The 21,311-nt window shown below is 63.9% G+C and carries 19 protein-coding genes and 1 rRNA gene; 6 read left to right on the top strand and 14 right to left on the bottom strand.

The window, feature by feature from the left end; all coding sequences use genetic code 11:
• Positions 1-380 precede the first annotated feature (380 nt).
• From ACSBOX_RS01375 to rpmB, 4 genes are all read right to left on the bottom strand, one after another.
• Positions 381-1,903: ribosomal RNA gene (locus ACSBOX_RS01375) — 16S ribosomal RNA — on the bottom strand.
• Between the two features lie 650 nt (positions 1,904-2,553).
• The gene (rpsN, locus tag ACSBOX_RS01370; RefSeq protein WP_028267656.1) at positions 2,554-2,859 is read right to left on the bottom strand and encodes a 30S ribosomal protein S14; all 306 of its coding nucleotides are present in this window, start codon (positions 2,857-2,859) and stop codon (positions 2,554-2,556) included.
• 2 nt (positions 2,860-2,861) lie between these two features.
• A complete protein-coding gene (gene rpmG, locus ACSBOX_RS01365) occupies positions 2,862-3,029 on the bottom strand; it encodes a 50S ribosomal protein L33 (RefSeq protein ID WP_003798558.1) in 168 nt (55 codons plus the stop codon).
• Positions 3,029-3,265, bottom strand: a complete 237-nt coding sequence (gene rpmB, locus ACSBOX_RS01360) for a 50S ribosomal protein L28 (protein ID WP_078107326.1) — start codon at positions 3,263-3,265, stop codon at positions 3,029-3,031. The genes rpmG and rpmB overlap by 1 nt, the downstream gene beginning before the upstream one ends.
• A gap of 429 nt (positions 3,266-3,694) precedes the next feature.
• Here rpmB and ACSBOX_RS01355 point away from each other — a divergent pair, with 429 nt between their 5' ends.
• From ACSBOX_RS01355 to ACSBOX_RS01345, 3 genes are all read left to right on the top strand, one after another.
• Positions 3,695-5,182 carry a ferredoxin reductase family protein gene (locus ACSBOX_RS01355; protein WP_442544455.1) on the top strand — a complete coding sequence of 496 codons (1,488 nt, stop codon included), beginning with the start codon at positions 3,695-3,697 and terminating at the stop codon, positions 5,180-5,182.
• The gene (locus ACSBOX_RS01350; RefSeq protein ID WP_442544454.1) at positions 5,179-5,769 is read left to right on the top strand and encodes an FMN-binding protein; all 591 of its coding nucleotides are present in this window, start codon (positions 5,179-5,181) and stop codon (positions 5,767-5,769) included. Before ACSBOX_RS01355 ends, ACSBOX_RS01350 begins: the two co-directional genes overlap by 4 nt.
• A gap of 61 nt (positions 5,770-5,830) precedes the next feature.
• A complete protein-coding gene (locus ACSBOX_RS01345; RefSeq protein WP_442545939.1) occupies positions 5,831-6,601 on the top strand; it encodes an FAD:protein FMN transferase in 771 nt (256 codons plus the stop codon).
• On the opposite strand, the gene ACSBOX_RS01340 is transcribed toward ACSBOX_RS01345, so the two are convergent.
• Together ACSBOX_RS01340 and ACSBOX_RS01335 are read right to left on the bottom strand one after the other, a co-directional pair.
• On the bottom strand, positions 6,588-7,349 hold the full coding sequence (locus tag ACSBOX_RS01340; protein ID WP_442544453.1) for an SGNH/GDSL hydrolase family protein: 762 nt from the start codon (positions 7,347-7,349) through the stop codon (positions 6,588-6,590). The genes ACSBOX_RS01345 and ACSBOX_RS01340 overlap by 14 nt on opposite strands.
• 68 nt (positions 7,350-7,417) lie before the next feature.
• On the bottom strand, positions 7,418-7,897 hold the full coding sequence (locus tag ACSBOX_RS01335; protein ID WP_415986883.1) for a MarR family winged helix-turn-helix transcriptional regulator: 480 nt from the start codon (positions 7,895-7,897) through the stop codon (positions 7,418-7,420).
• A 119-nt stretch (positions 7,898-8,016) separates the two neighbouring features.
• Here ACSBOX_RS01335 and ACSBOX_RS01330 point away from each other — a divergent pair, with 119 nt between their 5' ends.
• A complete protein-coding gene (locus tag ACSBOX_RS01330) occupies positions 8,017-8,649 on the top strand; it encodes an NADPH-dependent F420 reductase (RefSeq protein WP_442544452.1) in 633 nt (210 codons plus the stop codon).
• A 56-nt stretch (positions 8,650-8,705) separates the two neighbouring features.
• On the top strand, positions 8,706-8,990 hold the full coding sequence (locus ACSBOX_RS01325) for a YciI family protein (RefSeq protein WP_442544451.1): 285 nt from the start codon (positions 8,706-8,708) through the stop codon (positions 8,988-8,990).
• A 129-nt stretch (positions 8,991-9,119) separates the two neighbouring features.
• On the opposite strand, the gene ACSBOX_RS01320 is transcribed toward ACSBOX_RS01325, so the two are convergent.
• From ACSBOX_RS01320 to ACSBOX_RS01290, 7 genes are all read right to left on the bottom strand, one after another.
• On the bottom strand, positions 9,120-9,932 hold the full coding sequence (locus ACSBOX_RS01320; protein ID WP_442544450.1) for an SGNH/GDSL hydrolase family protein: 813 nt from the start codon (positions 9,930-9,932) through the stop codon (positions 9,120-9,122).
• Positions 9,933-9,934: 2 nt separating this feature from the next.
• Positions 9,935-10,843, bottom strand: a complete 909-nt coding sequence (locus ACSBOX_RS01315) for an SGNH/GDSL hydrolase family protein (protein ID WP_442544449.1) — start codon at positions 10,841-10,843, stop codon at positions 9,935-9,937.
• Between the two features lie 226 nt (positions 10,844-11,069).
• Positions 11,070-12,215 (bottom strand): siderophore-interacting protein, encoded by a 1,146-nt coding sequence (locus tag ACSBOX_RS01310; protein WP_442544448.1) that lies wholly within the window; start codon positions 12,213-12,215, stop codon positions 11,070-11,072.
• Entirely contained in the window at positions 12,212-13,051 is an 840-nt protein-coding gene (locus ACSBOX_RS01305; protein ID WP_442544447.1) for an ABC transporter ATP-binding protein, read from the bottom strand. The genes ACSBOX_RS01310 and ACSBOX_RS01305 overlap by 4 nt, the downstream gene beginning before the upstream one ends.
• 1 nt (position 13,052) lies before the next feature.
• Positions 13,053-14,090, bottom strand: coding sequence for a FecCD family ABC transporter permease (locus ACSBOX_RS01300; RefSeq protein ID WP_442544446.1), 1,038 nt, complete (start codon positions 14,088-14,090; stop codon positions 13,053-13,055).
• Positions 14,087-15,223, bottom strand: coding sequence for a FecCD family ABC transporter permease (locus tag ACSBOX_RS01295; protein WP_442544445.1), 1,137 nt, complete (start codon positions 15,221-15,223; stop codon positions 14,087-14,089). Before ACSBOX_RS01295 ends, ACSBOX_RS01300 begins: the two co-directional genes overlap by 4 nt.
• Positions 15,224-15,237: 14 nt before the next feature.
• Entirely contained in the window at positions 15,238-16,308 is a 1,071-nt protein-coding gene (locus ACSBOX_RS01290) for an ABC transporter substrate-binding protein (RefSeq protein ID WP_442544444.1), read from the bottom strand.
• Positions 16,309-16,903: 595 nt separating this feature from the next.
• Here ACSBOX_RS01290 and ACSBOX_RS01285 point away from each other — a divergent pair.
• Positions 16,904-17,398, top strand: coding sequence for an FBP domain-containing protein (locus ACSBOX_RS01285; RefSeq protein WP_442544443.1), 495 nt, complete (start codon positions 16,904-16,906; stop codon positions 17,396-17,398).
• Positions 17,399-17,637: 239 nt separating this feature from the next.
• Here ACSBOX_RS01285 and ACSBOX_RS01280 read toward each other — a convergent pair whose 3' ends face one another.
• Positions 17,638-21,129: an ATP-binding protein gene (locus tag ACSBOX_RS01280; RefSeq protein ID WP_442544442.1), complete on the bottom strand. Its 3,492-nt coding sequence runs from the start codon at positions 21,127-21,129 to the stop codon at positions 17,638-17,640.
• Between the last annotated feature and the right edge of the window lie 182 nt (positions 21,130-21,311).

The following is a 21,311-nucleotide window of genomic DNA, read 5'->3' as shown; positions in this document are numbered from 1 at the left end:
AAGAAGGACAGCCGGACACGCACAGGACATGCAGCCAGGAAACCAGAAACACACAAACCCGGCACCAAGGAAAACCACGCAACCCTCACAGGCCACGCACCCCCTTAGAACCGGCCCTGTTGCCTCAGGACCCAACAGTGTGCCAAACACGAAAACCAGCCACCCCCTGCCCGCACCCTTTCCACAACACCCCCACCCGTGAAAACACGAGGACAAGGGGCATCCGTACTGAAGAACAAACAAGAAACAACCGGCCGCTATCTGCTGATATTCCACCCATGAGCACCCACCGCAGAACAGACGCCTGCGCAATGGGCTTTGCTTCCACACACCCCCCACCAACCATGCGGAAGGAGAAGGGCGATAATGGTGCTCCTTAGAAAGGAGGTGATCCAGCCGCACCTTCCGGTACGGCTACCTTGTTACGACTTAGTCCCAATCGCCGGTCCCACCTTCGACGGCTCCCCCCACAAGGGTTAGGCCACCGGCTTCGGGTGTTACCAACTTTCGTGACTTGACGGGCGGTGTGTACAAGGCCCGGGAACGTATTCACCGCAGCGTTGCTGATCTGCGATTACTAGCGACTCCGACTTCATGGGGTCGAGTTGCAGACCCCAATCCGAACTGAGACCGGCTTTTTGGGATTAGCTCCACCTCACAGTATCGCAACCCTTTGTACCGGCCATTGTAGCATGCGTGAAGCCCAAGACATAAGGGGCATGATGATTTGACGTCGTCCCCACCTTCCTCCGAGTTGACCCCGGCAGTCTCCTATGAGTCCCCGCCATCACGCGCTGGCAACATAGAACGAGGGTTGCGCTCGTTGCGGGACTTAACCCAACATCTCACGACACGAGCTGACGACAACCATGCACCACCTGTAAACCGACCGCAAGCGGGGCACCTGTTTCCAGGCGTTACCGGTTCATGTCAAGCCTTGGTAAGGTTCTTCGCGTTGCATCGAATTAATCCGCATGCTCCGCCGCTTGTGCGGGCCCCCGTCAATTCCTTTGAGTTTTAGCCTTGCGGCCGTACTCCCCAGGCGGGGCACTTAATGCGTTAGCTACGGCGCGGAAAACGTGGAATGTCCCCCACACCTAGTGCCCAACGTTTACGGCATGGACTACCAGGGTATCTAATCCTGTTCGCTCCCCATGCTTTCGCTCCTCAGCGTCAGTTAATGCCCAGAGACCTGCCTTCGCCATCGGTGTTCCTCCTGATATCTGCGCATTTCACCGCTACACCAGGAATTCCAGTCTCCCCTACATCACTCTAGTCTGCCCGTACCCACTGCAGAACCGGAGTTGAGCCCCGGTCTTTCACAGCAGACGCGACAAACCGCCTACGAGCTCTTTACGCCCAATAATTCCGGATAACGCTTGCGCCCTACGTATTACCGCGGCTGCTGGCACGTAGTTAGCCGGCGCTTCTTCTGCAGGTACCGTCACTTTCGCTTCTTCCCTACTGAAAGAGGTTTACAACCCGAAGGCCGTCATCCCTCACGCGGCGTCGCTGCATCAGGCTTTCGCCCATTGTGCAATATTCCCCACTGCTGCCTCCCGTAGGAGTCTGGGCCGTGTCTCAGTCCCAGTGTGGCCGGTCACCCTCTCAGGCCGGCTACCCGTCGTCGCCTTGGTAGGCCATTACCCCACCAACAAGCTGATAGGCCGCGAGTCCATCCAAAACCGCAAAAGCTTTCCACCACCATGACATGCGTCAGATGGTCGTATCCGGTATTAGACCCAGTTTCCCAGGCTTATCCCAGAGTCAAGGGCAGGTTACTCACGTGTTACTCACCCGTTCGCCACTAATCCCCCCAGCAAGCTGGAGATCATCGTTCGACTTGCATGTGTTAAGCACGCCGCCAGCGTTCATCCTGAGCCAGGATCAAACTCTCCGTTGAAGTAAAACAAAAACAGACACAACCACAACCACCGGAAATAACGGACGGCCGGGCTGCACAAAATTTGAAACCAGCTGTAAAAAACCAGCCCCGCGCCACGGAGGTGACACAGAACCAGCCAAAACAACCAATTCATAAAAAATAAATCGGTATCAACAAACTTGGCACACTATTGAGTTCTCAAACAACAGACACACCCGGCACCAACCACACCCACCAAAGGGCCCAGAATCGCTCCGGAGCAACTTCCCAAACTTACCAGACACGCTCCCCCGCCACAACTCCCGAAACCAGGAACCACACCAGACAAACACCATCCACGACCCCCGGAAACCACACCGGAACGCAACAAAGCGAACCAAGAAATTGGCTTCCAATTGGAAAGGGAGTCCGTCGCAACTTTTCCGCATCAGCGGCGGCGACTCGATCTACTCTACACACCCCCAAACCCCGAGGCAAATCACCCTCCAGGCGGCCAAGAACCGCGGCAATCCGGGACAAAACGGCGGTTTCCGCGCAAAAAGAAGCCCGCGGCGTCGTAATCCGCTCCTGTGTCCTGCACCACTTAATCGCAAAGCCACAAGACCGCCGCCTTAAACGCAAGAAGGGCCGGCAACCAAACGGTTGCCGGCCCTTCTAGTGCTTCTGGATTACCAGGAAGACTTGGTGATGCCCGGGAGCTCACCACGGTGAGCCATGTCGCGGAAGCGAACACGGGAGATACCGAACTTCTGGAAGGTACCGCGCGGGCGGCCGTCGATGATGTCGCGGTTACGCAGACGGATCGGGGAGGCGTTGCGGGGCAGCTTCTGCAGGCCGAGGCGAGCCTCTTCGCGTGCTTCGTCAGTCGCGTTGGCGTCAACCAGGGTCTTCTTCAGTTCGAGACGCTTGGCAGCGTAACGCTCAACGATGACCTTGCGCTGCTCGTTGCGAGCAATCTTGGACTTCTTAGCCATGTTTAGCGCTCCTCTCGGAATTCGACGTGCTGGCGGATCTTGGGGTCGTACTTCTTCAGGACCAGACGGTCCGGATCGTTACGACGGTTCTTGCGGGTTACGTAGGTGTAACCGGTTCCCGCAGTGGACTTCAGCTTGATGATCGGACGTACGTCCTTGTCTTTTGCCACTAGAGCTTCACCCCACGAGCCAGAACTTCGGCGACGACTGCGTCGATGCCGCGAACGTCGATGGTCTTGATGCCCTTAGCCGACAGGGTCAGCGTGACATTACGGCGCAGGGACGGAACCCAGTAGCGCTTCTTCTGGATGTTGGGGTCGAACCGACGCTTGTTGCGGCGGTGCGAGTGCGAAATGCTGTGTCCAAAGCCCGGCTCGGCTCCGGTCACCTGGCAGTTTGCTGCCATGACGACTCTCCTAAAAAAAATAAAATGAAACGGCCAGCAGAGTTCCTGCTTCCCGTGCAATAGGCGACGTCCGCAACCAGTCCACACCGTTTTCGGTAGTTCCCGCAGCTTGGATCGCTCGACTGAAGTCAGCCAATGATCACCGCTGCGGCGAAGGTAGTGGGTCCGGACAACAGGCCGGAATACTGGGCGAATACTGGAATGCACGCAACTTGAGCCCCTAACTACCGGCCCGCGGATCTCCTGTTGTTGCCAACAGTTACCGCCAACCGGAGCAATTGCACACGCTCCGCGCCACCTAGCGCCTAATAAGTCTAGGGGCTGGGGGAAATTAAGACCAATCGGGTGTATAAGAACCCGGCCGCAAATCATAAGCGGGGGCTAGTTACCTCACAGCAGATCGAAAGGTTGAGAGTTCAATCTTGAGTCATGAACTCACAACTCCTCGCCTCTCCAGGCCAACGTGCGGATATGTCCCCGGGTCAGCTTCCAGCGCCCGTGCGGCGCAATCCCAAGGGAAGGTTCACTGCGCAGCATCGCCGACGCATGTTCCGGGCGGACATGCTCACGGTTGCGCTTTGGGCATCCCTTGCGGCGGCGCTGGCGTTGTGGCTCGCCGACGGCGGAGTGTCGACGGTCGGCAACCTCACCCAGGCGGTCACCGCAGTCGGGATCCTGGCCGGACTCGCCGGCATGGACCTTGTCTTCCTCATGCTTCTGCTCGCGGCGCGACTCCCTTTCGTGGATGGCGCGGTGGGGCATGACAGGGCACTGGAATTCCACCGGAAGCTAGGCAAGCCGGCACTCTACCTGTTGTTGGCGCACGGACTTCTCGTGGCGACCGGCTATGGCATGGCCGAGGGCCTGAACCCCGTCAGCGAGGCCGTTTCGCTCTGGGTCCTGGTACCCGATATGTGGTTGGCATTCGTCTCCATGGCATTGTTCATTGCCGTGGTGGTCACGTCGCTTGTGGCTGTGCGGCGCCGCTTTCCCTATGAATTCTGGTATTTCGTCCACCTGCTCACCTACCTCGCGGTGGCAACGGCAATCCCGCACCAGTTCAGCGTGGGCGGCCTGTTCGCCGAAGGCACCTGGCAGCGCTGGTACTGGCTCCTGCTCTACATCGGAACGGGCGCGGCGCTGGTTTGGTACCGAGTTGCCCAACCGGTGTTAGCCACCTACCGGCACCAACTGACCGTACGCCGCGTGGTGCGGGTGTCCCCCGACGTCGTGAGCATCGAGATGACCGGGCTGCGATTGAACGAATTGTCGGGTAGCGGCGGCCGGTTCTTCGTGTGGCGCTTCCTCGCTCCCGGCATGTGGTGGCAGGCGCATCCGTTCAGCCTGTCGGCGGAACCGATCATGCCGCCGTCGGGCACGTCAAACGGGAGGCCCGCCAAGGAGCCCACCTTGCGGATCACCGTCCGGAATCTGGGGGCCGGTTCCGCCCGCCTCGCTTCCCTCAAGCCGGGGACGAAAGTAGCGATCGAAGGTCCCTACGGGGTTTTCAGCACGGCAGCCCGAAGCAAGGACCGCGTCGTGATGATTGGTGCAGGAATCGGGATTACGCCCCTCCGGGCGCTCTTGGAATCAACTCCCTTCGCTCCAGGCCAGGCGACGGTCCTGCTGCGCGGCAGTAGCGCCGAGGAACTGTTCCTTGGAAACGAGATCATGGAATTGTGCCGGAAGCGCGGCGCGACCCTATTCCACCTGACGGGTCCGCGGTCCGCCCATCCTCAAAGCGCTTGGCTGCCTGCCTCTGCCGGTTCCTCGAGTCTGCGGGAATTTGTGCCGGACATAGCGGACGCTGATGTTTACGTTTGCGGCCCGACAGCATGGGCCGGCGAGGTACTAGCCGAAGCAAAAAGGTCCGGCGTCCGGGAAGAGCAACTCCACTACGAAAGGTTTGACTGGTGAGACTCAGGGCAGGAATTGCAGCAGCGCTGGCGTCGGGGGCCATCCTCCTGGTCGGTTGGCAGTCCGGCGCGCAAGTGACGGCATCCAATGCGTCCACCATCACGACGTCCGCGGCAGGAACCACCGGCGGGACCGCTTCAGGCACGGGCTCGACGGCGAATGGAACCACCGGGAGCAGCGCTTCCGGATCGTCCTCGGGAACCGGAACCGGCTCCAGTTCCGGCACGGGCTCCAGCACCAGCACTGGTTCCAGTTCCGGCTCCGGCACTGGTTCGAGCTCCACTTCCACTCTGGGAGCCTCGGCCAAGGCGGGCGGCACCTACGCAGGCACGGCGGTGGAGACCCGTTTCGGAACAGTTCAGGTCCAGGTAACCATCAAGGCCGGAGTGATCACCGACGTCACGGCCCTGCATCTGACTGACCAGGAGCAACGATCGGTCCAGATCAGCGCCAGAGCAGCCCCCTTGCTCCGTTCCGAAGTCCTGAGTGCCCAGTCCGCGAACGTGCAGACCATCGGCGGGGCCACCTTTACCAGCGAGGCGTATTTGACGTCCCTCCAGGCGGCCCTCGATGCAGCCCACTTCTAAGCCCGGCGGGCCCGGACAGGGCGGTGCGGAACCCCGTCTTCGTTCCCGCACGTTCACCAGCATGGGCACCGTGGTGAGCCTCGCGATCCCAACTGCTCCGGGGACGCCTCCCCGGGCTGCGGTGGAAGAACTCGAGGCGGCCACCGCCGTCGTCGAGCAGTTGTTCAACGGTTTGGACCGGACGTTCAGCCTTTACCGTCCCGACTCGGAGGCGAGCGAAATGGCGCGGGGCGAGCTGTCCTTGAGGGATGCCTCTGCGGACATGCGCCGGCTGTATGTCGAGGCGAGCGAATGGCGCACTCGCACGGAAGGCGCGTTCACGGCGGAACGGCCCGACGGCGTCGTCGACTTGGCCGGGATCGTCAAGGGACATGCGATGCGGGAAGCTGGAACGTCGCTGCTCGCGCTGGGCCTGAAGGATTGGTGCCTCAACGCGGGCGGGGACGTCCTGGTGGACGGTTCGCCGACGCCGGGCAGCGCGCGGCCGTGGCTGGCGGGGGTTGTCGACCCGGGGGATCGGACGACGCTCCTGACCGCGTTTCCCCTCGGCAGCAAGGGCAGGCACGCGCTGGCGACCTCCGGAACGAGCGAACGTGGCCACCACATTTGGTCCGCGGGCCTTCGAGCGGCGCAGGACGAGGGCTTCCGCCAGGTCTCGGTCGCAGCGGCCGACATCGTCACGGCCGATGTCCTGGCCACCGCCATCGTGGCCGGAGGTGTCGCGTCGCTCACGCTGGCTTCGTCCCGCTGGGACGTGGACGTGCTCGCGGTAAAGAACGACGGCGGGTTGCTCGCCACCCCTGGTTTCCGGAACCTCGCTACGGCCGGGTGAGCTGCGGGTACTTCGGGCTGAGGCCATCACCTGACGACTTGCCCGTAACGCGGCGGACCACCCACGGGGCGGCATGTTCACGGGCCCAACGCGCGTTGGCGCGCAAGGCTTCCGCCCGCGCGAGTTGGGGTTGCGGGACCGGCGGCGGGACCTCGAGGGAACCTTCGTGCTCCAGGACGGCCAGCACCCGGTTGGCCATGTTGATGTGGCCAGCAGTGGACATGTGCATCCGGTCCTGCGCCCACATGTGCCAGTCGTGGTATTCGCTGAAGCGCCAATAGTCCACCACCAGCGCCCCGTGGTTTTCCGCGATTTCCCGCAGAAGTTCGTTGTAAATCGCGGTGCGTCCGCGCATGGTGCCGAAAACCTTGGAACTGCGGGCATCGAATCCCGTGAAGAGAAGCAAGGTGGCGCCGGTGGCACTTAGCTTCCCGATGCCGGCTTCGTAGTCCTCCATAAGCCTGTCGATGTCGACTTTCGGGCGGAAGATGTCGTTCGCTCCCGCATACAGGGTCACCAGCGTCGGTTGAAGCGCGACGGCGGCGTCCACCTGTTCTGCCATGACTTGCCGGAGCTTCTTGCCCCGGATGGCCAGGTTGGCGTAGCCGAAATCGTCGTTGCTTTGGGCCAATTGATGGGCAACGAGGTCCGCCCATCCCCTGACTCCGTTGGGGCGCGAGGGGTCGGCGTCGCCAAGTCCTTCGGTGAACGAGTCACCCAATGCCACGTACCGGGCAGAAAAATCCATGGCGCCAGTCTTTCATCAGTGCGGGGCGGCCGTCACGCCGGGCTGCCGCCCCGCACTGCAGCCGCGGCTTAGCGTTCGCGCAGGATCCAGTGATCGTCGTCCAGCCGGGCCACGATTTTCTCGGCGATCCGCGCGAGGTCCGCAACGTCGTCGTCGGTCATGGCGTCCAACATCAAGGCGCGGACCGCATCCACATGACCCGGGGCGAGGGACACGATGGTGTCCATCCCGGCCTCCGTCAGGTGCGCCACGGTGACACGGGCATCGCCCGGATGGGCCTCGCGCTCCACCCAACCACGCCTTTGCAGCTTGGTGACGACGTGCGACAACCTCGACAGAGAAGCGCTGGTGCGGGCGGCGAGCTCACTCATCGGCAGGAAACGCCCTTCCGCCTCGGACAACATGGCAAGCACGTTGTAGTCGAACAGCGACAATTTGCCGGCCGCTTGCAGTTGGGTATCCAAAGCTGCGGGCAGAAGGGTGTTGATGCTGAGGAGGGCCAGCCAGGCACGGCGTTCGTCGGCATTGAGCCAGCGCGGTTCGGTCATGGATTCATCTTAGAAGGAAATAAATACTTGACACTTCAACTTAAGGTCATTATTGTTTTGGTTGAAGCTTCAAGTAAATGAATCGCTGGACCATGAGCACTCAAGCAAAGGAAACAACAATGACTGACATCACCATCATCGGGACCGGCAACATGGCGTCCGGAATCGCTGCCCGCGCGGCCACGGCAGGCAAGAGCGTCCAGGTCCTCAGCCGCGACGCCGGCTCCGCTGCTGCACTTGCGGCAACCGTTAACGGAACCTCCGGGATCACGGGATCCCCCGTGGAAGGCAGCATCGTGGTGCTGGCCACGCCTTTCGAGGCCTCCAAAGCAGTCCTTTCTTCCTATGGCTCAGCGCTCAACGGCAAGACGATCGTGGACATCTCCAACCCCGTGAACTTCGAGACCTTCGATTCCCTCACCGTCGCCGCCGGAACCTCGGCCGCCGAAGAACTGCAGGCCTTGGTCCCCGGCGCCTCGGTGGTGAAGGCCTTCAACACTGTCTTCGCCGCCACCCTCGCAGAGGGCGAAGTGGACGGCCAGACCCTCGATGTACTCGTGGCAGGCGACGCCGCCGAGGCGACGGCCGCCGTCGTCGACTTCGTCAAAGGCGCCGGACTGCGCCCCGTGAACGTCGGACCGCTGCGCCGCTCGCGTGAGCTCGAAGCCTTCCAGCTGCTCGTCATGACCCTGCAGATCAGCGAAGCCCACCCCGACTACAACTGGAACTCCGCAGTCAAGCTCCTGCCGTAGTTCATTTTCGGAGGGCGGCCCCTTGCGGCCGTCCTCCGCGTTGTAGGCTGGGCGGCATGTTCGTCGTCTCCCTGACCTACAAAGTTCCCGACGAGATCGTCGACTTCCACCGCCGGGCACATATGGATTGGGTCAAAGAAGCGTTCGACGCCGGCACTTTCCTCGCGTCCGGTCGTCGCGTTCCAGCCATCGGCGGCGTGCTGCTGTCCAACGTCGATCGGGCAACACTGGACGCTTCGCTGGCTACGGATCCGTTCTACGTCAACGGGGTAGCCGACTTCGAGATCATCGAATTCACGGTCACCTCGGCATCCGCAGGGTTCGAAAACCTGCTGGACTAGCCAGGTTGGGCGTCCTCGGCGTCACGCAGGGCACCTTTTTGGCGCCCCGCCACGGCGAGAAGCCCGGAAATTCGCGGCTTCGATGCCCGCCCGCAGCCAAAAAGTTGTCAGGCGTGACACTTGACCACGTCAGAGCCTGACTGATTGACGGGACGTCCCCAGCCGCTCCGGCAAGACCACGGGCATCAGGGCCTGCCAGCGGGCGCTCAGGTGATCCCCGCTCGAAACTCCCCTGAAGCGACGCGAAAGCCAGGGTGCGACGTCGCGCCGGAGCCACGCGGCGTCGTCGGCCATGATCTCGGCGCGGCTCCGCGGTTGCAGCGGCCCGAGTACCGGTGACTCGAGCGAGTGCGTGGCGCCCAAGACTTCCAGGACTTTCTTGGCCATGTAGCGGTGTCCTATACCGGACATATGCAGCCTGTCCGGAGCCCACATCCGGCGGTCCTGATACTTTTCGAAGCACCAATGGTCCACCAGATGCGTTCCGTAGGCTGCCGAAATGCGCCGGATGTGCTTGTTGAAAACGGCCGTGCGCAGCTTAAGCGGCTCCAGCACCGGCGAGAGCGGCACGTTGTATTCGGTGAACAGCAGGACCTGGGCACCACTTTGCGCGATCCTGGCGACGGCGTCCTCGAATCGACGGACCAGTAGGCGCATGTCCAGCCGCGCACCGAGGAGATCGTTGCCGCCGGCGTGGAAGCTGACCAGGGTGGGAGCCATCGCGAGCACCGGCTCAAGTTGTTCATCCACGATCGGCCTGAGCCGCCGGCCGCGGAGGGCAAGGTTGGCGTACTGTGTCTGCGGCTGGTGCCTGGCCAATTCCTCAGCCACGCGATCGGCCCAGCCCCGGCAGTCATTGGGAAGGCGAAGGTCTACGTCGCCGACGCCTTCGGTGAAGGAATCCCCGACGGCGACGAATCGCGGCGGTGTATGCGTAGCCATGGTCATGTCCCCCCGTTGTTTTGCGCTTTTCCTGGTGAGTCGCTTGATGCCTTGCTTCCAGCGGCGGCTGAGCCCGCCGCTGCGGCTTGGCGCTCTGCGACCTTCCGCAGCCCGGCCTTCCGCGGCACCTTCACGGGCTCCGGCCAGCGGGGACGCAAAGTGTCCCCGAGCGTGACGCCGCGAAGCTTCCGGCCGAACAAGGGCAGGACCCAATCGTTCACCCAGCGGCGCTGTCGGCGTTCCCAATCGCGCAGCTTGAGGCGCTGTGGTGGTTCCCAGTCCTTGGGAGAGAACTTGTGCGGGACGCCGAGGTGATCCAGAACCTGCGAGGCCATGTATTTGTGTCCGGCCTTCGACATGTGGAGCCGGTCCGAGGCCCACATCCGGCGGTCGTGGTAGGCGTCAAGGCACCAATAATCCACCAGCACGGCCCCGTACTTGGCGGCCAGTTCGCGGACGCGTTCGTTGTAGAGGGCATTCCGCTTCTTGAACGGTTCCAGCACGGCCGAGACCTTGACGTCGTACCCCGTGAACAGGACCAACGTTGCTCCCGTGGCTGCAAGGCGCGCCACGAGCCTTTCGTACTCGGCCATCAGAATGTCCATGTCGGTGCCGAAATCCAGGATGTCGTTGCCGCCCGCGTAAAGCGTGATGAGCGTGGGTTCCATGGCCAAAGCACGGTCCAGTTGCTCGTCGACGATATGGCGGAGCCGCTTGCTCCGCACGGCAAGATTCGCGTACTCCCAGCCAGGTTCGGCCTTGGCCAGCTTCTCGGCGACACGGTCGGCCCAGCCCCGGACGCCGTTCGGCAGGCCCTCGTTACGGTCCCCCACGCCTTCGGTGAAGGAATCGCCCAAGGCAACAAATCGCCGTCGTCCGTTCTGGTCAGCATGAAGCACGTTCCCAGCCACCCCGTCAGCGTAGCCCCGCCTGGTTGCCCGCCGGCAAAGCCCAGGTTAATTCGACGCCCGCTCACCTATCGCGCCTCTCGGACAAACGCCCGCTCACCTATGACGCCTTTCAGACAAACGCCCGCTCACCTCAGGTGAGCGGGCGTTCCGGCTTTTGGCCGCATATGTGAGAGAGCGTCAGGCAAATTGACGATATATGTGAGCGAGCGTCGCGAGAGGGGGCGGGCTAGAGTTCGGCTTTCCCTTTGCGCCAGTAGCCCATGAACGCCACTTGCTTCCGGTCCATCCCCACATCCCGGACAAGATACCGGCGGAGTTCCTTGATGACCCCTGCCTCGCCCGCGATCCAGGCATAGAACGGCAAGGCGCCGGAGGGAAGGCCTGGGTTGCGGCTCGCTTCAATCGCGGCGGTGTCCATGCGGAGCGGGGTTTCCCACAAGATGTCCTGGTCCACGTTGACGTCTTCGGGCTCAGGCCCTGCGGCGCCGTCGAGCGGGACGATGCCAACCCACCCCGGGACGGGTACAGCTCCAAGGACGGCACTCTTCAGCAACTCGCCGTGGGGCCGGGACCGGCCGAGCGCCGCGCCGCGCGCGAGCCATGTGATTTCGATGTCGGCGTCTGTGTCGAGGTCTTGGAAGTCCCCTGCCTCGGGTACCTCAAGGAAGGCATGCCCTGTGATTCCCGCGGGCAAGAATTCCAGGATCGCACTGATGGCGGGGACCGCCGTTTCGTCGCCGGCTAGAAGGACCCGCTGCGCCAGGCCGGGACGCCATTCGATGCCGGAGTATGTTTCGGCGGTGACGCAATGGGCTGCCCGGTTGTTCGGGCCGATGATGGTGATCGAATCCCCCGGCTTCGCGGCGAGCGCCCAGTTGGCAGCCGGGCCGCCCGTCGGGTGAACCGCACCGACGTCGACGCCGGGCCTCGCCGCGGCGCCGCTAGAGCCGCGGATGCCGGGCCTCGCCACGGCGCCGCTAGAGCCGCGGGTGCCGCCGTCGTCGTCGTGCATCACGAAGTCGACGTCGATCTCCGGGTAGACGGCGTCGAGCCTCTTGTTCCGCACAGTGTACGTGCGCATCGAACCGCGCACCGCGGGGTCCATCGCCAACCACTCCTGGTACCAACCGGCGTCGCCCGTATCGAAGGCGGGCAAGGGCAGGGGGCGGCCCTCGGCGTCGAGCGAGGGAATCATGAGTTTGATGCGCAGGTCCAGGGTGTCACCCGAAACCCCGAATCCGCGCAGGCAATATCCCCCGAAGGTGATGCGCCGGAAATTGGGCCCTAGGTCCTCCACTGCGGTGACCGTGACGTCGAAGGCCCGGGTCATCGGCTCCGTGACGACGTTCCGCACAACAGCGTCTGCGTTCATGAGGCGAACTCCAATTCGATGGATTTTGAGGGAGCGGCGGTGTGGTGCCGGCCGATCGGGAGAATGAGCGGGGTGCCGGACATTGGATCCGGAACCACCCGGGACTCCAAGCCAAAGACATCGCGGACCAAGTCCTCAGTGACCACTTCCAGCGCGGGACCCTCTGCGACGATCGCCCCGGCCTTCATCGCAATGACGTGGTCCGCGTAGCGGGCTGCCAGATTGAGGTCGTGCAAAACGATGGCCACTGTGGTTCCGCGGCTCCGGTTCAGGTCGGTCACCAAATCCAGCACCTCCACCTGGTGCGCCAGGTCAAGGTAGGTGGTGGGTTCGTCGAGGAGCAGGACATCCGTCTCCTGGGCAAGGGCCATCGCGATCCACACCCTCTGGCGCTGCCCGCCGGACAGTTCGTCGACGTTCCGTTCAGCCAACTCCAGCGTTGCGGTGGTCTCAAGCGCGCGCTGGACGGCGAGATCATGCACCGACCGGTCGCCCGTCCTCCAACTGCGAAAGAACCCTTGGTGCGGATACCGTCCGCGGCCCACCAGTTCGCGGACCGTGATGCCATCCGGGGCAAGGGGATGCTGCGGAAGAAGGCCGAGCGTACGGGCGAGTTCGCGGGCCGGGCGGGAGTGGATGTCCTTGCCATCCAGCGTGACGACGCCGGCGCCCGGCTTCAGGAGCCTGGACAGCCCTCGGAGCAACGTGGATTTTCCGCAGGCGTTGGCACCCACGATCATGGTCACTTTGCCTTCGGGAATCTGCGTCGAGAGTCCTTCGATCACCCTTCGCTGCTCGTATTGGAGCGTCAAGCCGCGTGCGCTCAGTTGTGCCATGTCAGGCTTCCTTTCGGTTGGACGTGACCAGGAGCCACAACAGGAATGGAGCGCCGAGGGCGCCGGTAATCACGCCGACCGGCAGGACCGTGCCGCTCAGAATCAGGGGTGCCACGTTGTACGCGACATAGTCGGCGGCGAGGACGATGACGGCGCCCGTGAACGCCGACGCCGGAAGGCTGGGGCGCCCGACAACCCGCCGGGCGATCGGCCCGGCAAGGAAGGCGACGAAGGCAACCGGCCCGGCAGCCGCCGTCGCCACTGCTGCGAGCGCGACGGCGGTAAGCACCAGTCCGAGACGCACGGCGTCCACGCGGATTCCCAGTCCGGCCGCGGCGTCGTCCCCGAGTTCGAGCATGCGCAGGGGTCCCGCGAGGAAGGCCAGGGCGGGAACAAGCACCGCGAGCGAGGCAAGGAGGACACCCACGCGCTCCCAATCGGCTGAATTCAAGGAACCGTTGAGCCAAATGAGGGCCTCGGAAGCAGTCCGGATATCCGCCCGGGTCATGAGGAAGTTCACCACCGCCCCCAACGCGGCGGCGATCCCCACGCCGGCGAGGATCAGCCGGTTGCCTGCCGCGTTCCCGCCTCTGCCACCGGAACGGCCGCCGGAACCCGAGCCGCCGCGTGAAATGGCGTAGATGACGAGCGCGACGCCGATCGCACCAGCAAGCGCAGCCGCCGACACCGCAGCGCCGGACGCACGGAACACGACAATCGCCAGAACGGCCGCGGCACTCGCACCGTAACTGATGCCGATGACGTCGGGGCTCGCGAGCGGATTGCGGAGCATGGTCTGGAACAGCCCGCCCGAAAGGCCGAACGCCACGCCGATCAGGATTGCCAGCACGGCCCGAGGCAGCTTGTTTTCCATGACGATGAAGCTTGCGCCCGGGATCTTCTCGCCGCCGGTCAGATGGGCCGCGAGGATCCTGAAGAAATCGGGGATCGTGACCGTGTAGCTGCCGAGGAGCACGGTCGCCGCAAAGAGGACCACGACGCCGGCGCCCAGGAGTGCGGTCCTGTTGCGGGGCCTCACAGCGAGGCCCCCTTGCCTCGGCGGACAAGCCAGACGAAGACGGGAGCACCAACGATGGCCGTCATGATGCCCACGGGGACTTCGCCAGGCAGCAGCACCACCCGCCCGATCACGTCCGAAACCAGTAGGAGGGCCGGGGCGAGAACCATCGAGAACGGCAGGATCCATCGGTAGTCCGGGCCCGTGAAGAAGCGCACTGCGTGCGGAACCACGAGTCCAACGAATGCAATAGGACCGGCCATCGCGGTGGCCGATCCGCAGAGCAGCACGATGCCCAGCGCGGTGACGCCCCTCGCCAAGGCCACATTCTGGCCGAGTCCGCGGGCGACGTCGTCGCCAAGGGCCAGGCCGTTGAGGATCCGGCCACTGCCCAGCACGATCACCGCCCCAAGCAGCAGGAACGGAAGCCCGGTCAACACGATGGACCAGTCGCTGCCGGCAATTCCACCCACCTGCCAGAAACGGAAGCGGTCCAAGGTGTCCTGGCTCGAAACCAGGATCACGTTCATCAACGAGTAAAGCCCCGCGCTCAGCGCCGCCCCCGCCAAAGCGAGCTTCACCGGCGTCGCGCCGTCACGCCCGGTGGACGCAATCAGATAGACGACGACGGCGGCCGCGGCGGCGCCGACGAAAGCGAACCAAATGTAGCCGCTCGCCCCCGAAATACCGAAGAGATAGATCCCGGCGACCACGGCCAGTGCCGCCCCGGCATTGACGCCCATGATGCCCGGGTCCGCCAAGGGGTTGCGGGAAACTCCCTGCATCGCGGCGCCGGCAAGGCCAAGGGCAGCCCCCGCCACCAAACCGAGCACGGTGCGTGGAATGCGGGTGTGGACTACCGCGTGGTTGCCGTCGTCGGGGTTGAACTGGGTGAGTGCTTGCCACACGGTTTCGAGGGACATGCCCCGCGCGCCGATCGCGAGCGAGGCCGCACAAACAAGCCCAAGCACGACGACGGCGGCCCCGAGCCATGCGGCGCGGTTGCGGCGTCCGCGGCCCCCGGCGTCGGGCCCGGCCTTCGCGCGAACTGGCAGGTGTTGCCCTTTGGGGGCGATGTGAGGGTCAAGAGCTGCCGGTTCGCGAGCGGTTCCGCCCACGGAAGGTGGGCCCGCCGTCGTCGTTCTCTGCGTCATGTCAGGCGTTTCGCTTACTTGGCTGCCGCGTCGGCGCCTTTGGCCAGCTGGGGCAGGAACATGTCCAGCGCCCACGGCAGGCTCAGCGGCGAGGATGCGGAGATCGCCAGGGTGAGGGTGTTGTCAGAGCCCGCAACCAAGGCGCCCTTCTTGATCGCGGGAATCTGGCCCAGCAGGGGGTCCTGCTTGATCTGGTCCGTGGTCTTGGAATCCGGCACCCACGTAACGAAGACGTCCGAGGAAAGCTCGTTGGCCTTTTCGGCGGACCACGGGACGAAGAATTCCTTGGAGCCCTTGCTGGCGTTCTCCACCACGGGGGCGAGCTTCATGCCGATTTCGGACAGGAAACGCGGACGGTTGTCGTTGGCTGTGTAGACGTTGATGCCGTCGCCCTTCGCAGGCTCAAGGTTGCCGTAGATGAAGGACTTGCCGGCGAGCTGCGGGAAAGCAGAGACCTTAGCCTTGATGTTGGCCTCGGTGTCCGTGACGAGCTTGGCCGCCTCCGGGCTCTTGCCGAGGGCCTTGCCGATGATCGTGGTGGCTTCCTGCCACGGCGTGCCGTATGCAAGTTCGGGCTGCGCCACGACGGGGGCAATTTCGGACAGCTTCTTGTAGTCGGCTTCGGTCAAGCCCGAGTAGGCGGCGAGGATGACATCCGGGGCCAGTTTGGCGATCTCCGTGAAGTTAATTCCGTCTGTCTCGGAGAACTGGACCGGCGCCTTCGCGGTGCCGAAGCCGGCACCCAACTCCTCCAGCGCTGCGTCCTTCCAGGGTGTGGAGCCCTTGTCGTTGTTCCCCCAGGCGACCTTGGGCACCCCGACGGGCACGACGCCGAGAGCCAGGGCGACGTCGTCGTTCACCCAGGAGACGGTCACCACGCGTTGCGGTTGCGACTTGATGGTGGTCTCGCCGAAGACGTTCTTGATGGTGACCGGGAACTGGCTGCTTGCGGCCGGCGTGGTGGCTGAACCGGCGGTGGTTGAGCCCGTTGAGCAAGCGGTGAGGGACAGTGCGACGGCGGCAAAGGCTGCGGTCGCTGAACCTGCGGTCTTCAACAGGGCACGGGGTGAGGGGCGGGAAGCCACGGGACTCCTTAGGTAAGTGAAGCAAACCTAAGTAAGGCTAGCCTACCCTTTAGATAATTACGAAACGTTTGCATCACGTAATTACTTTCGTGCCGCCGCGGGCTCCCAACGCCCGCTCACCTATCGGGGCCAAACGCCGGACGCTCGCTCACCTATGAGGGCCAAACGCCGGACGCTCGCTCACCTATGAGGGCCAAACGCCCAACGCCCGCTCACCTATGAGCATCAAAACCCCAACGCCCGCTCACCTATCGCGGCCAAACCGTCCGGGAATTTTTGGACACCAACGACGACTTTTGCAAAGATGACAGAGCCGGTTGATTCAATGAACTGCGCCAGGGCCGTAGACGCGGTAAAGATCGAGAGGATGAGCATGCGCACTGCACACGTTGGCGCTGCCATGGTTGGCGAGGTGGCCGTGTCGGCCTACTTTGCATCTCGTCCTGCGTCGGCCATCCCGCTCGGCGGCTAGGGAAACCAACCCACCACCCCCTGCACTAGATGCACACGAAGGCTTCCTTTGCTGTGCCCTCGGATCGCCAGACGCCAGCGTCCTTCCTCTTCGGAGCCCAAAACGATCTGAAAGAACTTCGCCGTGCAGAAAATCACCGCCCAGCAAATCCGTTCCTCATTCATCAATGCGAGCCGCTCGGAGGCCGCCAAACTCAATCTCCCGAAGGACTTTGATGCCCTCGACTGGGACAATCTCGAATTCCTTGGCTGGCGCGACGAAAAGATGCCGATGCGCGGCTATCTCGTCCTTCCCAACGATGGTTCCCTCACTGGCATCATGCTCCGCGCGCCAGAGGGAGGCTCCGGCAAGAAGCGCTCGGTCCTTTGCGAACTGTGCCGCGACGTGTTTTCCAAGGACGATGTCTATCTTTGGGTTGCCAAGCGCGCGGGCCAATCGGGTCGCGACGGCAACACCGTGGGGACGTTGATCTGCGCGGAATTCGGCTGTTGCACCAACGTCCGCAAGGAGCCCCCGGCGAATGAGATCAATCCGGACCCGGCCGCCGTCGTCGTCCGCCAAATCGCGGGACTGCAGTCCCGGACCGCCCAGTTCCTAGGGCGGGTCCAAGGAAAGTAGGCGCCCGCGTCGGATGCTCGCTCACCTCACGTGAGCGAGCATCCGCCGGAAGTGCCACATACGTGAGCGGGCGTCCGCCCGAAACCCCACATACGTGAGCGGGCGTCCGCCCGAAACCCCACATACGTGAGCGGGCATCCGCCCGAAACCCCACATACGTGAGCGAGCGTCCGCCCGAAACCCCACATACGTGAGCGAGCATCCGCCCGAAACCCCACATACGTGAGCGAGCGTCGGGGCTAGCGGAGCACGATGTCCACGGGGTTGGCCTCGGAACGCCAATCGCCGGGCACGCCCGGGCCGCCGATCACGGGAGCCGTAAGAACGCCGGAGCGGTTGGTTCGTTTGTCGCGCAGGATTTCCGTGACCGAACCAAGGTGCCGGGACAGGTCGATGACGTTTTCGGGCGCGGCCAGCAACAACTGGAAGCCGAACTCGTGCAGGGCTTTGATGCCCGCACCGGCGAACTCCTCCGAGGCCAGCACGAACGCCTCGTCCATCATCACCGTGCCGTAGGTCGTGAAACCCTGCTCGGCGATGCCCAACTGGTAGCTCAGTGCCGCCGCCATGATGAACGCCGTGAATCGCTGCCGCTCGCCACCGGACATCGAGCCGGTGTCCGCGTGCATGTACACCTCGGTCTTCTTGCCACCCCGCGGGCCCTGGACGGAGCGGTGCTCCTTGCACTGGATGAAGAGATGCCCGCGGACATCCAGCACCTCGGCTCGCCAACGCCGGTCCTCGGGAGTCTGCGACCCGAGCCGTTTGACCAGCGTCTCGAGCGACTTGTAGCGGTTGGTGAGTTCGACGTCGTCGTCCGCCTGGGGCGAGACGACGGCACCCGAAGCTACGGCACCGGAAGCTGCGCCTGCCGCACGGGACGGCCGCGTGTGGCGCGTCTTCAACGCGCTGTGGATGGCCTCCTTGAACTGCTTCGCGGTGGCGGGCAGCGTCTGCTTGATGTCGAGTTCCAGGAAGCTGCCCTCGTGGAAATTGACCTCGGACAGGATGCCGTTGAGGGGCAGGATGCGGCTCGTGATGGCGCGGCGTTCCTCGTCGAGCAAGTGAAGCAGCGTGCTGAAGGATTCGTGCGTGCGCTGGTTGAAGAACTGCCGGAATTCGGCTTCCTGCGCGGGCAATCCCTCGCTCACGATCTGGTGATAGCGGGACTCGAACTCTCCCGCCGCGCCGATCGAGGTGCCGTGATCCGCGGAAATGGCAGTGCCCCATTCGCGCACGAATCCTTCGAACATGCGCGTCAGCCGCTCGGCCAACGCCTGCCCGCGCGACTCGGTGGCGTGCAGTTCGGCCAGGAGCTTGCTCCGGACTTCGGCAGCCAGGGTGTCGAGTTCGTGGAGCTCGCCCACCTCGCCGAATGCGCTGAAGTACGGCTCGAGGGCAGCAACGGTAGCGCCCGACGGCGGCGCCTGGTCCAGGCGGTTGCGCGCAGCATCCAGGAGGGCGTCAGCCGTGGTCATCTGCTGGTCGAGCGTCTTGTATTCGCTCTGCAACACCGCCGCCGACCCTGTGGAGGACTGGTGCTTTTCGCGCACGGCCTCGATGTTTGCCCGCAAGGGTTCCAAATCGGCCTGCGCGGCCAAGGCATCCTTGAGGCGCTGTTCGATCCTCGCGAGCTCCTCCGCGGCCACCGCTGCGGAGACCTGCTCCCAGCCACGCTCGTCGTCGGCGATGCGGCGCAGGGCTTCGAGCTGGCGCGTCATGCCTTGGTGGGAATCTTCACGGCTTTGGGCGAGTTCCGCGGCCTTCAGGAGCTCGTTTTCGAGCTCTCCGACCTTCGCGGCCACGAGCTCCAGCTTGGAAGCGTTGTCGAAACCGAGAACGTAGTCCTGCCGGCTCGTGAAGCGATCGTCCTTCTCGACGGTGTGCCTGTTGCGCTTGACCACTCCGCCCAGGCTCAAGCCTTTGTTCAGCTTGGCGAGCTCGTCCGGGTCTTCGACGCAGGGGTAGGCGAAGTCGATGGCGATCCGCTCGCGGATCCATTCAGCTGCTCCTGCGACGGAGTCGCCCCTCGCGCCCAAGGTGAGGATGTTCAGCTTCGTCAGCAGGTCGCCGTCGGACACGTCCTCCACAGCCAATGCGCCGCCCGCGAGCGGCTTGGAGACGTCCACTGCCCGCAGCGCGCCGCGGACGGAGTTGTCGTTGAGATAGCGGGTGACGGCCGCAAAGTGCTCGCCTGGAACCAGCAGTGTCGTGGCGAGGTTCCGCAGGGCGCGCTCGGCTGCGGGCCGCCAGTGTTCCTCCCCCTCGGCGAGGTCGATCAGCTCGCCTCCAAACGGCATGCGGTCCTCGGGAACGCCGGTGGCTGCGGCGATCGCGGCACGGTTTTCGATGCTCGACGGCGGCAGCAGGGACTTGCGCGTCTTCAGCGAGACGAGCTCCTGCTGGGCTGCGGCGAGCTCGCGTTTCTTGGTGGCGTGGCCGTCGAAGGCTTCGAAGCGGAGTTCCCGTAGCGCTTCGGAATCGTCCTTGAGTTCGGCGGAACGGCTCGCGGCCTGCTCGTGGGCCTGCTCCCAACCCTCAGCCGTCCACTCAAGGTTGAGTCCGGCGTCGGCCAATGCTTGGCGGGCCGCTTCCTCCACCTGCTGGCGGAGCTTGAGGCCGACCCTGGCATTGTCGAGCGACTGCTCGATCGCCGAAATCGCGTTCCCGCCCTGGTTGTTGTAATCCGATTCGAGCTGGCGAAGCTCCTTGGCGAGTGCGTCCCGGACGCCCCGCTCGGTGCTGAGCTCCTTGGCTTTCGCCTGGGCAAGGTCCTTGAAACGGGCCAAAGTCTTGGCATGGACCGTGACCGAGAGCTGCTGCTTGTAGGCGTCGAATTCTTCGCCGCTGAGCTCCCGGAGCCGGTTGGCCTCCAGCAACGACTGGGCATACTCCTTGTTCATCCCGGGCACGGGGGCGAGCTGGTCGCGCTGCTGGCGCACGTCCTCCAGCCGCTGCCTGATGGACATCAGGTTGCTGAATTCCTCGACGACGTCGTCCGCAGCCGTGAGCGTCGCGGGCGCGTCGAGGACCTGGTCGCGGAAGAACGTGTTGACGCTGCCGCCCAGACCCTTGCCGGCCTGGATCACCCGCAAAAGCGGAAGCGCCTGGTCCGAGTTGATGCCGAGAAGCCGGCGGAAACGCTCCGCAAACGCCTTGTGCACATCGAAGATCTGGGCATCCGGGAAGATGGTCTCCAGCGCGCCCTTGGTGAAGCGCTTCTCCGCTATGCCCTCAATCGCTCCAAGATCCAGGGGCTTGTTGTCGATCACATAGAACCGGCCGACGCTGGACTCCGTGCCGTTCTTGGGCAGGTCAAAAAGGGCCGAGATGGTGGTCTTGGTTCCGGCCGCGTTGTCGAACGTCAGCGCGACGGCGGACCACGTGGCACCGGGGCGCTGGAAGGCACTCGCCGACCCTTCGCCCACCGCCTTGTCGCCCACTTTCCCGCGCATGTACGTGAACGTGGTCCTCTTGTCCTCCACAGCCCCGCCGGCCCGCTGTGCGGCAGCCTCGTTGGAGCGCGGACGGGCATCGAAGACACGCAGCATGGCATCGAACAACGTCGACTTGCCGACGCCCGAGTTGCCCGTGAGCAGTGTGCCGTTGCGGTCCACGTGCATCGTGTGGGCGCCATGGAACGTGCCCCAGTTGACCACCTGGACCAAGGCGAGGCGCATCTGGCCCGGGTTGGTGAGTTCGCCGATCGGAAGCATCGTCGCAATGGTCATTTGGCTGCCTCCGTCTTGGTTGCGTTCTGCGTGGTTGCCTTGGCCTCCGCGGTGGATGCCGGCCCCGCCCCTTCGCCGCGCTGCTGATCTTCGATCAGCTCAGCGCGCGGCTCCGATAGGCCCGAAGCCACTCCCGGGCCGGCATCCACCGCTGCGGCTCGTTCGTCACCACTGTTGCCAAT

Source organism: Arthrobacter sp. KN11-1C, from assembly GCF_052180225.1.
GTDB lineage: Bacteria > Actinomycetota > Actinomycetes > Actinomycetales > Micrococcaceae > Arthrobacter.
This window is presented reverse-complemented; position numbering and strand designations above follow the sequence as displayed.